This is a genomic window from Rhizobium laguerreae, from assembly GCF_002008165.1.
GTDB classification, from domain to species: domain Bacteria; phylum Pseudomonadota; class Alphaproteobacteria; order Rhizobiales; family Rhizobiaceae; genus Rhizobium; species Rhizobium laguerreae.
The window spans coordinates 68,421-80,756 of sequence record NZ_MRDM01000003.1 but is presented as its reverse complement, the minus strand read 5'-3'; the positions used below and the strand labels follow the sequence as shown (position 1 = coordinate 80,756).

The window sequence follows — 12,336 nt, the reverse complement described above, 5'->3', positions numbered from 1 at the left end:
TCTATCAGTGCAGCTTGACCCTATGACAGGAATCGTCAGAAAAATCATCAGCGTCGCCGGATAACTGTGTCAACCGGGCGAGGTTGACGATCCGCAGGTCGTGCCTGCCCTCGGGAATAATGATGTTGCGCGATGCCAGTTTCGTGATCGTGCGAGACACGGTCTCGATGGTGAGGCCGAGATGATCTGCAATGTCCTGGCGGTTCATGGGAACGCGCACCAGACCTTTGCCCGGCAGCGGGGCGCGGCGGGATGCAAGCTTGACGATGAAGCTGCAGAGACGCTCCTCGGCATTCTTTTTCGACAGCAGCACCATCTGTTCATGCGCAGCGGCCGCCTCCTGGCAAAGCAGGGAGATATAGGCCGGCCCGAGCGCTTCTGACCGAGCGACTTCTTCGTGGAAGTTCTTGCGCGACATGCGCCGGATCTTGCATTCAGTGACGGCCTCCGCGGTGAAAATAAAGTCATTTTGCAAGGAGGCGCCGATGAGATCGCCGGCGAAATGAAACGCCGTGATCACGCGGCGTCCTTCGCCGATGATGCGATGCAGGCGAACGACGCCTTCTTCCACCTGGAAGAGATGTTTCGCCTTGTCGCCTTCCCAGCAAATCACCTTGCCGGCTGCGACAGTTTCCGCCGCCGAGCGCAGGAAAAGCGAGGTAAGCGATTGGCCGGCACCAATGGCTTCACCAATTTTCTCGACGGTTTCGAATGCGTGGTTGTTCTGCATCAGCATCATCGTGTCCCCTCATGTCAGTGGGGGCAGTAGACAGCTGCTGCGTCACACGGAGATGAGCAGACGGTGCCAAAGGGTGAAAGAGTGTAACGGTGTGTAACAGCGGCGGGTTCGTCTGCGCCTTCCGCTCCGCTTGTTGATGTAAATCAAGGAGCCGCTCCCGGCTTTATGACAGTCCTCGCGAGAAAGACGGCCGCGACGCGGTTGTCGGCGCACCGGGGACGACATCATGAATTACACGACGGAAACGATGGTGATCGCAGTCGCGGCGTTTCTCGCGCTGCTCGGAGCCGCATTTGCGCACGATCATCTCTTTGCGGTCCATATGGGCATACTCAGCTTCTGCCTCGTTGCTGGAGCCCTGCTCCTTGTCAGGAAGGTCGACTTCGCACCGGCAGGCCAACGACGAACAGTCGATATATCGGGCTATTTCGACGAGGTGATCCGCTACGGCCTGATCGCCACGGTATTCTGGGGCGTTGTCGGCTTCCTCGTCGGCGTCGTTGTTGCCCTGCAGCTGGCCTTTCCCGACCTCAACATTGCGCCCTATCTCAGTTTCGGCAGGCTGAGGCCAGTCCACACATCGGCGGTCATCTTCGCCTTCGGCGGCAATGCGCTGATCATGACGTCCTTTTACGTGGTCCAGCGTACGTGTCACGCTCGCCTCTTCGGCGGTAGCCTCGCCTGGTTCGTCTTCTGGGGCTACCAGCTCTTCATCGTGATGGCTGCGACCGGCTATGTCCTCGGTATTACGCAGGCCCGCGAATATGCCGAACCCGAGTGGTATGTCGATCTCTGGCTGACCGTCGTCTGGGTCGGCTATCTCGCCGTCTATCTCGGCACGATCCTGAAGCGCAAAGAGCCGCATATCTACGTGGCAAACTGGTTTTACCTCGCCTTCATCGTCACCATCGCGATGCTGCACGTGGTCAACAATCTTGCGGTTCCGGCCTCATTTCTTGGCTCCAAGAGCTATTCTGCCTTCTCGGGCGTCCAGGACGCGCTGACCCAATGGTGGTACGGCCACAACGCCGTCGGCTTCTTCCTCACCGCCGGCTTCCTGGGAATGATGTATTATTTCGTGCCGAAGCAGGCCAACCGACCGGTCTATTCATACCGGCTTTCGATCATCCACTTCTGGGCGCTGATCTTCATGTACATCTGGGCCGGCCCGCATCATCTGCACTACACGGCACTGCCCGACTGGGCCCAGACGCTCGGCATGGTCTTCTCGATCATGCTCTGGATGCCCTCCTGGGGCGGCATGATCAACGGCCTCATGACCCTTTCGGGAGCCTGGGACAAGATCCGCACCGATCCGATCATCCGTATGATGATCGTCGCCATTGCCTTTTATGGCATGTCGACCTTCGAAGGCCCGATGATGTCTGTCAAAACCGTCAATTCGCTCAGCCACTATACCGAATGGACGATCGGTCACGTGCATTCCGGCGCACTCGGCTGGGTCGGGATGATCACCTTCGGGGCGATCTACTACCTGACGCCGAAGCTGTGGGGACGCGAGCGTCTCTACAGCCTACGGATGGTCAACTGGCACTTCTGGCTCGCAACGCTTGGTATTGTCGTTTACGCGGCCGTGCTCTGGGTTGCCGGCATACAGCAGGGGCTGATGTGGCGCGAATACAATTCCCAGGGCTTCCTCGTCTATTCCTTCGCCGAGACGGTCGCGGCGATGATCCCCTACTACGTGCTGCGCGCTATCGGTGGAGCTCTTTATCTGGCGGGCGGCCTCGTCATGGCCTGGAACGTGTTCATGACGATCCGCGGCCACCTGCGCGACGAAGCTGCAATCCCGATCACTTTCGTGCCCCAGGCACAGCCTGCCGAATGAGGTGAGACATGGCATCGATATTGGATAAACATAAGATTCTCGAAAAGAATGCAACGCTTCTTCTGGTCGGCTCGCTGCTGGTCGTCAGCATCGGCGGCATCGTCGAAATCGCACCACTGTTCTATCTGCAGAACACGATCGAGAAAGTGGAAGGCATGCGGCCTTACACACCCCTCGAGCTGACGGGGCGCAATATCTACATCCGCGAAGGCTGCTATGTTTGCCACAGCCAGATGATCAGGCCATTCCGCGACGAGGTGGAGCGTTACGGTCATTACTCGCTGGCCGCGGAATCGATGTACGATCATCCGTTCCAGTGGGGATCCAAGCGAACCGGGCCGGATCTGGCCCGTGTGGGGGGGCGCTATTCGAACGAATGGCATGTCCAGCATCTGGCAAATCCGCGCGCCGTCGTACCGGAATCGATCATGCCGAGCTACACCTTCCTCGAGGAGCAGGAAGTGACGGTCAAGGGTGTCGGAATGGACCTCAGGGCCAATGAGAACGTCGGCGTCCCCTATGACGACGACATGCTGGCCAATGCCGAGGCAGACATGAAGGCGCAGGCCGATCCGAATGCCGACACGACGGCCCTGCTCGCGCGCTATCCGAAGGCCAAGGTCGGCGATTTCGACGGCGATCCCGCCCGGCTGACCGAAATGGACGCTTTGGTGTCCTACCTGCAGATGCTCGGAACGTTGGTCGATTTTTCGACCTACGACGATGCGACCGGCTACCGCTGAGGTGATCCATGGAAACCTACACTGCAATGAGACATTTCGCCGACAGCTGGGGCTTGCTGGCGATGGCGGCCTTCTTCGTCGGCGCGGTTCTGTTCACGCTTCGCCCTGGAAGCAAGCAGACGGCCCAGGAGGCCGCCGATATTCCGTTGAAGGATGATTGAGATGTCGGAAAAACAGATCGATGAAGTGAGTGGCGTCGAAACGACAGGACATGAATGGGACGGCATCCGCGAACTCAACAATCCCATGCCCCGCTGGTGGGTGTGGACCTTCTATGCCACCATTCTCTGGGCGGTGGGTTATGCGATCGCTTATCCCGCCATCCCGATGATCACCTCCGCCACGAAAGGCTATTTCGGCTACTCCACGCGCGCCGAACTGCAGCAGGACCTAAATCAGGCCAAGGCGTCGCAGATGAAGCTGACTGATCTGGTCGCAGCAAAGACGGTGCAGGAGATCGCTTCCGACCCTGCCCTTCGTGAATTCGCGATCGCCGGGGGCGCGTCTGCGTTCAAGGTAAACTGCGCCACCTGCCATGGCTCGGGAGCGAGCGGCGGCCCCGGCTTTCCCAACCTCAACGACGATGACTGGCTCTGGGGTGGGGACCTGGATGCAATCCAGACGACGATTGCGCATGGGGTCCGTTTCGAGTCCGATTCCGAGACGCACGCTTCGGAGATGCCGGCCTTTACCGATGTCCTGGAACCGATCCAGATGAGGCAGGTCGCCGCCTATGTCTGGGGATTGACCAATAAGCCTTCCAATCCAGCTCTCGCCGAGGCGGGAAAACAGGTCTTCGCCGATAACTGCGCCGCTTGTCACGGCGAGGACGCCAAGGGGAAAATGGAAATGGGCGCCCCCGATCTCGTGGACGCGATCTGGCTGAAGTCGCGCGGCGAAGATGCGATCTTTCGCCAGGTGGCCTCTCCCAAGCATGGCGTGATGCCGGCCTGGGCAGGACGCCTGGGCGACGCGACGGTCAAGGAACTGACGATCTTTGTCCATTCGCTCGGCGGCGGAACCTAAGGAGGATGCCATGTCAGATCATGACCACAATCCAATCCTCGGCCTCTACGGCACACCGCGCGCCGCCATCCGCTCGCGCATATCGGAGCGCGCCAAGACAATGCCCCCATCACCCGAGCAGGACGATCCGGCAAAGATCGGTAATTCGATCGTAAGTTTGACCTGCCTCAAAGATCAAAAGCAGACGAGCCGTTAGTCCTTAGCTCGTCGAGGACGTCCCAGCGGTGTTTCTCCCCCGCAGCTCCTGCAGGCCACGCCCTCTCTCCAGGGCGTGGCCCTTTCCTTTTCGGGAAGATCAACTCCCCCGAGATTGCCTTTGAAGATTTCTTGATCTGCATCAAGGAACCGATGTCTCGCAGGTGGGAGAAGAGGGGGTCAAAATCGGACAGAGCCATGCATCTCTATACTGCCCCAGATCCCAATGACATCGAGCGGGTCGGCGTCGAGCCTGTCAATGCACGTCGCAATAGGCAGCCCCTCTATGCCCCCCGGAAGAAGATTTTTCCCAAGCGCGCCGAGGGGCGGTTCCGCCGGTTTAAGTGGATCGTGATGCTGATTACACTCGGCATCTACTATCTTGCGCCGTGGATTCGCTGGGATCGCGGTCCCTATGCGTCCGACCAGGCAATCCTTGTCGACCTCTCTTCGCGACGCTTCTTCTTTTTCTTCATCGAGATCTGGCCCCAGGAATTCTATTACGTCGCGGGCCTGCTCGTCATGGCGGGGTTCGGTCTGTTTCTTGTCACCTCGGCGGTGGGCCGCGCATGGTGCGGTTACGCCTGTCCGCAGACTGTCTGGGTCGATCTTTTTCTGGTGGTTGAGCGCGCGATTGAAGGCGACAGGAATGCGCGCATGAAGTTGGATGCCGCTCCCTTCAGCGTCGACAAGCTGAGAAAGCGCGTCGCCAAACATTCCATCTGGATCCTGATCGGCGTCGCAACGGGCGGTGCCTGGATCTTCTATTTCGCCGACGCGCCGAGCCTGGCCGTATCGCTTTTCACCGGCACCGCTCCGGTCGCCGCTTACGCCACGGTCGCTATTCTGACCGCTACGACCTATGTGCTTGGCGGTCTCATGCGCGAACAGGTCTGCACATACATGTGTCCCTGGCCGCGCATTCAGGGCGCCATGCTCGACGAGAATTCCCTCGTCGTCACCTACAATGACTGGCGGGGCGAGCAGCGGTCGCGGCACCCGAAGAAGGCCCAGGCCCAAGGCCTGCCGATCGGCGACTGCGTCGATTGCAACGCCTGCGTGGCCGTCTGTCCGATGGGCATCGACATACGCGACGGACAGCAGATGGAGTGCATCACATGTGCTCTCTGCATCGACGCCTGCGACGACGTAATGGACAAACTCGGCAAACCGCGCGGCCTGATCGCCTACGCAACGCTCAGCGAATATTCGAGCAATATGTCGGTTGCGACGGACGGCGGACGAACATCCATTCAGCCGCCCAAGGTCCGAAACGAGGATGGAAGCTTCGTCTCAGCGGTCCGGCATTTCGACTGGCGCATCGTCTTCCGTCCCAGAATCGTCTTCTACGCCGTCGTCTTGGCCTTGATCGGCGTTGCGATGGCCGTTCATCTCGCCTTCCGGGAGCGGCTGGAGCTCAACGTCGTTCATGACCGCAATCCCCAATATGTCCTGGAGAGCGACGGTTCAATCAGGAACGGCTATACGCTTCGCGTCCTGAATATGGTGCCGGCGCCGCGAGACGTGACCATCACGCTGGTCGGACTGGAAGGCGCGACCATGCGCATTCCCGAGCTCGGAAAACAAGACCGTCGCAGCTTCACCGTCCATGCCGAACCCGACGCGGCCACGACGCTTAAAGTCTTTGTCACGCGCAAGCCCGACCGGGCGGAAATCAGTGAATTCCTTTTCGTCACCGAAGATACGGGTCATTCCGACCGGGCGACCTATCGCGCGGCGTTTAACGCACCAGGAGACGTGAAATGAAGGCTTCCACCCGTAGTTTTACCGGCTGGCACATGGTGCTTGCAACCTCCGCATTCTTCGCCGTCGTCATCGCCGTCAACTTCACGATGGCCTTCTATGCCTCATCCAGCTGGAGCGGCCTGGTCGTGGAAAACACCTATGTGGCCAGCCAGGAATTCAACCGAAAGGCCGCAGCGATGAAAGCGATGGCCGCCTCAGGCGTCGAGGGTGCTCTCTCCGTCAAGGGCCGCGAGATCCGCTACGACATCCACGACAAAGAGGGGACGCCTGCGACCATCGACGAGGTCACGCTGAGCTTCAAACGGCCAGTCGGTGATCATGAGGATTTCCACGTGACGCTCCGTAAGATCGGCGACGGCCGGTTCGAAGCCGATCACGAGGTCGCCGGCGGCGACTGGATCGTCGAGGCAATATCGAAAAGGAACGGCGTGGTCGTCATGCATGTGGCCAAGCGCATCGATACCGGGGGGTTAGGCCAATGACCTGCTGTACCATGGACGCGGAAAGTGTGCTCGCCCTCAGCGCGACATTCGTCAGCGCCGAAGAGGTGCGTCTGGCCAGCCACCAGCTCGGGGGCGGATTGTGCCAGCTCGACCTCAGCATACCCGATGTGCACTGCGGCGGCTGCATATCCGCCATCGAAAAAGCACTGTCGGCGGTTCCCTTCGTCAGGAAAGCCCGGGTCAATCTCTCTGCCCGCAGGGTTAGCTGCGTCTACCAGGAGGAGATCGAAACGCGGGCGACCGACCCCTCCGAAATTCTCGCAGCGATCAACTCGGCCGGATATCGCGCGCATCTCTTCACGCCCGCAGCACCTGAAAACGACAGGATCAGGAACCAGCTGCTGCTGGCGATCGGCGTATCAGGTTTTGCAGCCGCCAACATCATGCTGCTCTCGGTGTCGGTCTGGTCGGGCGCCGATGCGGCGACGCGTGACATGTTTCACTGGGTCTCGGCGATGATCGCAGCCCCGGCGTTGGTCTATGCAGGACGCTTCTTCTTCAAATCGGCCTGGAACGCCCTGAAACGCGGACGCACCAACATGGACGTTCCGATCACGCTCGCAGTGACGCTCTCCTATGCCGTCTCCCTGTGGGAGACCGTGCATCATGGCGAACATGCGTGGTTCGATGCCTCGGTGTCGCTGCTGTTCTTCCTGTTGATCGGCAGGACCCTCGATCACGTGATGCGGGAAAAGGCGCGCGCGGCGATCAACGGTCTTGCAAGACTGGCCCCGCGCGGAGCGCTGCTGCTGATGCGCGACGGATCGCGCCGCTACGTTCCGGTGGAAGAGATCGCCGTGGGAGACGAGATCTCCGTCGCGGCCGGCGAGAGGATCCCCGTCGACGGCATGATCATCAGCGGCGAGAGCGATGTGGATCTCTCCATCGTCACCGGTGAAAGTAGTCCGGTCGCCGTCGCAAAAGGGAGCACGGCGAGTTCGGGTTCGATGAATCTGACCGGCTCCCTCATCCTGCGGGCAACGAAAGTGGCGAGGGATTCACTGTTATCCGAAATCATCGGCCTCATGGAAGCCGCCGAAGGCGGCAGGGCTCGCTACCGCCGGATAGCCGACCGGGCGGCAGCGCTTTATTCCCCAGCCGTCCACATGTTGGCGCTGGTATCCTTTCTCGCCTGGGGCATCTTCGGCGGCGACTGGAAACAGGCCATGCTGGTCGCGGTGGCAGTGCTGATCGTTACATGTCCCTGCGCGCTGGGCCTTGCGGTGCCCGTGGTCCAGGTGGTCGCGGCGGGCGAGCTTTTCGGCAAGGGCATCATGGTCAAGGACGGTTCGGCGCTCGAAAGACTGGCCGAGGTGGATATCGTCGCCTTCGACAAAACCGGCACGCTGACGATGGGACGGCCCCGCCTTGTTGGAGTCGAGGTAACCGACGCTGGCAACCCCTCAATCGCCTGCGCACTAGCCGTCCATTCACGCCATCCACTTTCCCAAGCTCTGGTGCGGGACATGGAGCCCGTTTCGTCATTCTCCTTCGACAGGGTCATGGAAATCCCCGGCGGAGGACTGGAGGCCAGGAGCGGAACGGATGTCTATCGACTAGGCAACCCGGCCTTTGCCTGCGGGGCGGGCCTCGCGCACAGCGCGATCGACAACCCGTTTTCGGAAGTGATCCTGTCCAAGAACGGCGGCAGTCTGGCTCGATTCCTTTTTGACGACACGCTTCGCCCTGGCGCTGGCGAGGCTGTCCGCGAGCTCGCTGAATTCGGCCTTGAAACGCTTATAATATCCGGCGACAGGCAAAGCGCCGTCGACACCACAGCGCAGCTTCTCGGGATCCACACGGCTAAGGGCGTCCTGGCGCCGAAGCGGAAGGTCGAGGAATGCGAGAGGCTGAGCGGCGAGGGCCGCCGCGTTCTGATGGTTGGCGACGGGATCAACGACGCTCCGGCTCTTGCCGCCGCGCATGTTTCGATGGCCCCCGCCAGCGCATCCGACATTGGACGACAGGCGGCCGATCTTGTCTTCCTCAACGAGCGGCTCGATGCAGTTCCGGAAGCGATCGCCGTCGCGAGAAGATCTGCCACACTGATCCGGCAGAACTTTGTTCTGGCAATTGGTTATAATGTGCTGGCGGTCCCGATCGCGATCGCCGGACTGGCAACGCCGCTCATAGCGGCAGTGGCCATGTCGACGTCATCGATCATCGTCGTGACGAACGCGCTGCGGTTGAACGACTTCGGCAGGCATTCCCGCATAAGGGATGAGACGCGAGCCACCGGCGAGGTGAAACCCGCATGAACATGCTGATCTATCTGATACCGATTGCGCTGTTGATGGGGGGAATGGGTCTCCTGGCGTTCCTTTGGTCACTGAGGAGCGGCCAGTATGACGACCTTGAGGGAGCCGCCTGGCGAATTCTCGTCGACGACGAAACCGATCGCAAGAAACCTTGAAAGCATATAGGGCAAAAACGAAAGGAAGATCGATGCTTGCGAAAAATCCCGTACTCTTGCGGTCTGAATTGTTCGACGGCCTCAACGAGGCGACGGTAGAGCGACTCGCCGCCACGGCCCGGTTTCAAACCTTCGCGCCGGATGAGCGGATCATCACGGAAGGACAGCCGGCGGCGTTCGTCTACTGCGTGATGAGCGGTTTCATCCGGCTCTCGAAATCCGAGTCCGCCGGGCGCGAGGCAGATATCTGTATCTGCGAACCCGGCGACACCTTCGGCGAATATCTTCTGTCGGGCGGCGGCGCCTACGCCTATAGCGCTTGGTCCGCCGATGGGGCGGAGGTGGCGTTTTTCCAACTTTCGGACTTGCAGGCGCTCGCCGACCGGTACCCGATCATGCATCGCAACGTTATGCGCATAACGACCCGACATCTGCTCTGCGCGCTGGATTGCATCGCCGGAGACCGGCTGCACACAGCCGCGCAGCGCGTTGCGAACTACATCGTCAGTCGATGCCCGGCTTCGGCCTCGCAGGTGACGTTTCGCCTGCCTTACCGGAAGAGAATTCTAGCCGGCAAGCTGGGACTTGCACCCGAAGCTCTGTCGCGGGCGTTCGCTGCGCTCGTTCCCGCGGGTGTCGCAGTCAAGGGTAAGATCGTGCTGGTCGACAGTGTCGATCTGTTGCGGAAGGCGTGCTGACGTCGTGCACGAGCCAGAAAGCCCGCCGTAATTTCACAGATGAAGGAGATTCGGGATGACGCGCAAGCAGACGCGCCTTTCGGTCATCGCTGGCGGAATGAGTTTCATCATTGCGGCGGTGTTTTTGGTGATGTTCGCCTTCAGCCAGTCGGTGGCCTATTTCTACATGCCGGGCGATCTCGCAAAGACGCCGGTGGCGCCGGAAACCCGCATTCGGCTCGGCGGCTTGGTGAGTGCGGGTAGCGTCGTGCGCGGCACAGGCTCGACGGTGGAATTTGCCGTCACCGACGGCAGCACCAATGCCGTGAAGGTCCAGTATACCGGCATCCTGCCCGATCTGTTCCGTGAGGGCCAAGGTGTCGTCACCGAAGGCATGTTTGCCTCAGGCAGCAATGTTTTCGTCGCCGACACCGTGCTTGCCAAGCATGACGAGACCTATCTGCCGAAGGAGGTGGCCGACAGGCTGAAGCAGCAAGGGCTATGGCAGGAAGGTCAAGGGGGGCAAAGCCAGGAGCCGGGCGCAGGTTCAAATCCGGGTCAGAGGCAGGAGGCGAAATCGACGCCATGATCATCGAGATCGTCATTACGCACTGGCGCTGGCGCTCACATCTCGATCGTGCCGGTGATCGGCGCCGTGACCCGGCGATGATAAATGTGGCGAGCGTCGGCTCGCTGGCTGGCTGATGCTGTCGGTGCTCGGGCTAGCGGCAGGGCTGTTGATCGTCCTCGCTGCGGTGGCCGATCCTGGTATCGTGCCGGCATCGGCAAGGTCGCGGGCAGTCTCGCCTGGCGCCGTCTGACCGGCTTGCCGCGGTCGGCGTTCGGCACCGCCCCTACCCATGCCGGGCTCGGCGTCAGCGTGCTCGGCACCGTCGCCGTCACGATGTTCGAGACGGAGGACGACGTCGAGATTAAGCCGGGGCAGGTGACGGAGGCCGGCGGTTACAGCTGCATGTCGACGGCGTGCCGTTGTCGCCGTCGCCGACAATTGGTCGGCCAAGCGCCTCTATGCGTCCCGGCGGACGCCGACGACGGAGGCGGGGCATCCTGATCTTCAGCCTCAACAAACTCGATGTCTCACTTGGCGATGCCATCAGCGACGACGGCGTTGTGGTGCGCATCTGGTGGAAACCGCTCATCCTCTGCATCTGGGATGCGCCCTGATCATGGCTATCGGCGGCGCCGTGCCTGCCATGGAGGCGGCGCAGTGATCCCGCGTCCGTTCCTGGCTTTTGCCTGATGCTGATGGCCGTGCCGGCCTTCGCCGTCAATCTCGACGAGGTGCTGGCTATGGACGTTGATGAAGATCAAAGCGGTATGACCGGTAGGTCTGTAGCCTATCCCTGAGACTAATCATGATCAGTGAGGCCGCGACCATGCAAGCAAGGGATATCATGACCATAAAAGTGGTTTCGACCAGCCCGGTGGTCAGCGTCCGCCATGCGGTCGCGATGATGTTGCAAAACCACGTCAGCGGCCTTCCAGTCATTGACGATCACGGCCGTGTCTGCGGCATGGTCACGGAAGGCGATCTGCTTTTACGCCGGGAGGTTCGGTTTGCGCCCCGTCCCGCGCGCGCGCCGGAACTGATCTCCGAAATCGATCTCGAACGCTATATCGGCAGCAACGGATGGTGCGTCGCAGACATCATGTCCCAGGATGTCATCGTCGCACGGCCAGATAGCGAAGTCTCCGATATCGCCGAAAGCCTGCAGGTGCATCGCATTAAACGGCTGCCGATTGTCGAAGACGAACGTCTGGTCGGGATCGTCAGCCGACGGGATATTTTGCGTGTCATCGCCGAAGCGCCAACAACAATATTGCCGCGAGGAGACGATGCCATCAGACTGGCGGTGCGAACGCGGCTCAGATCAGATCTCGGTCTCACCTCGCAAAAAGTGCAGGTGTCGGTCCGGAACGGCCAGGTGACACTCGACGGTCAGGTGGAATCCGAGCTTAAACGCAGGGCGATCAAGGTTCTCGTCGAAGGCCTTGGCGGCATTGCCGGCTATAAGGATTGCCTGCTGGTATCGGCAGTTCACAGCCAGGATTGAAGGATGTCTCCAGACCAGCGAACCGACGGCATTTGCCGTCATCACCGTATAGCAAAGAGCAAGAGGCGCGCCACGGCACGTGCCTATACATATTCGGACGCCCGCGCCTTGCTGAAAGTCCACATCGGGTGAAGCTCGGTAAAGTTCGACGACCAAACTGATGACGGTAAAGCTGGTCAGGCTGGGATCGATCGCGCGGCGAAATGCACGAGTTTTGCAGGTTGCGACGGGTCGGCGATCCCGCTTTTGAGACGGGGAAGCATGTCATGATGCCAGCTCTTGAAACCGTCCCCGCAAGTGATCCGATCAAGAATCCGGAGCAAGTAACTTGCGCCGAACTTGACCGAGA

13 protein-coding genes and 1 pseudogene are annotated in these 12,336 nt (G+C 60.4%); 13 read left to right on the top strand and 1 reads right to left on the bottom strand.

Annotated features, from left to right (window positions below; translation table 11 throughout):
• Window positions 1–4: 4 nt before the first annotated feature.
• Window positions 5–736, bottom strand: a complete 732-nt coding sequence (locus BS630_RS03915; RefSeq protein ID WP_077976410.1) for a Crp/Fnr family transcriptional regulator — start codon at window positions 734–736, stop codon at window positions 5–7.
• A gap of 229 nt (window positions 737–965) precedes the next feature.
• On the opposite strand from BS630_RS03915, the gene ccoN reads away from it, so the two are divergent.
• The 13 genes and pseudogenes from ccoN (at window position 966) to BS630_RS03850 (ending at window position 11,987) form a co-directional block, all read left to right on the top strand.
• Window positions 966–2,588, top strand: coding sequence for a cytochrome-c oxidase, cbb3-type subunit I (gene ccoN / locus BS630_RS03910; protein WP_077976363.1), 1,623 nt, complete (start codon window positions 966–968; stop codon window positions 2,586–2,588).
• Window positions 2,589–2,596: 8 nt separating this feature from the next.
• On the top strand, window positions 2,597–3,331 hold the full coding sequence (gene ccoO, locus BS630_RS03905; RefSeq protein ID WP_077976362.1) for a cytochrome-c oxidase, cbb3-type subunit II: 735 nt from the start codon (window positions 2,597–2,599) through the stop codon (window positions 3,329–3,331).
• Between the two features lie 8 nt (window positions 3,332–3,339).
• Entirely contained in the window at window positions 3,340–3,492 is a 153-nt protein-coding gene (locus BS630_RS03900) for a cbb3-type cytochrome c oxidase subunit 3 (RefSeq protein ID WP_077976361.1), read from the top strand.
• Window position 3,493: 1 nt separating this feature from the next.
• Entirely contained in the window at window positions 3,494–4,357 is an 864-nt protein-coding gene (gene ccoP, locus BS630_RS03895; protein ID WP_077976360.1) for a cytochrome-c oxidase, cbb3-type subunit III, read from the top strand.
• Between the two features lie 10 nt (window positions 4,358–4,367).
• Window positions 4,368–4,553 carry a hypothetical protein gene (locus BS630_RS03890; RefSeq protein WP_077976359.1) on the top strand — a complete coding sequence of 62 codons (186 nt, stop codon included), beginning with the start codon at window positions 4,368–4,370 and terminating at the stop codon, window positions 4,551–4,553.
• Window positions 4,554–4,750: 197 nt separating this feature from the next.
• Window positions 4,751–6,319, top strand: a complete 1,569-nt coding sequence (ccoG, locus tag BS630_RS03885) for a cytochrome c oxidase accessory protein CcoG (RefSeq protein WP_077976358.1) — start codon at window positions 4,751–4,753, stop codon at window positions 6,317–6,319.
• Window positions 6,316–6,801: a FixH family protein gene (locus BS630_RS03880; protein WP_077976357.1), complete on the top strand. Its 486-nt coding sequence runs from the start codon at window positions 6,316–6,318 to the stop codon at window positions 6,799–6,801. The genes ccoG and BS630_RS03880 overlap by 4 nt, the downstream gene beginning before the upstream one ends.
• The gene (locus tag BS630_RS03875; protein ID WP_077976356.1) at window positions 6,798–9,080 is read left to right on the top strand and encodes a cation-translocating P-type ATPase; all 2,283 of its coding nucleotides are present in this window, start codon (window positions 6,798–6,800) and stop codon (window positions 9,078–9,080) included. The genes BS630_RS03880 and BS630_RS03875 overlap by 4 nt, the downstream gene beginning before the upstream one ends.
• Complete coding sequence (gene ccoS / locus BS630_RS03870; RefSeq protein ID WP_077976355.1) at window positions 9,077–9,235, top strand: cbb3-type cytochrome oxidase assembly protein CcoS; 159 nt, start codon at window positions 9,077–9,079, stop codon at window positions 9,233–9,235. Before BS630_RS03875 ends, ccoS begins: the two co-directional genes overlap by 4 nt.
• A 32-nt stretch (window positions 9,236–9,267) precedes the next feature.
• Window positions 9,268–9,933: a Crp/Fnr family transcriptional regulator gene (locus tag BS630_RS03865; RefSeq protein WP_077976354.1), complete on the top strand. Its 666-nt coding sequence runs from the start codon at window positions 9,268–9,270 to the stop codon at window positions 9,931–9,933.
• A 55-nt stretch (window positions 9,934–9,988) separates the two neighbouring features.
• On the top strand, window positions 9,989–10,501 hold the full coding sequence (gene ccmE, locus BS630_RS03860) for a cytochrome c maturation protein CcmE (protein WP_077976353.1): 513 nt from the start codon (window positions 9,989–9,991) through the stop codon (window positions 10,499–10,501).
• Between the two features lie 106 nt (window positions 10,502–10,607).
• A pseudogene (locus tag BS630_RS03855) lies at window positions 10,608–11,120 on the top strand (cytochrome c-type biogenesis CcmF C-terminal domain-containing protein); the annotation flags it as partial.
• A gap of 189 nt (window positions 11,121–11,309) precedes the next feature.
• The gene (locus tag BS630_RS03850; RefSeq protein ID WP_077976409.1) at window positions 11,310–11,987 is read left to right on the top strand and encodes a CBS domain-containing protein; all 678 of its coding nucleotides are present in this window, start codon (window positions 11,310–11,312) and stop codon (window positions 11,985–11,987) included.
• The last annotated feature ends 349 nt before the right edge of the window (window positions 11,988–12,336 follow it).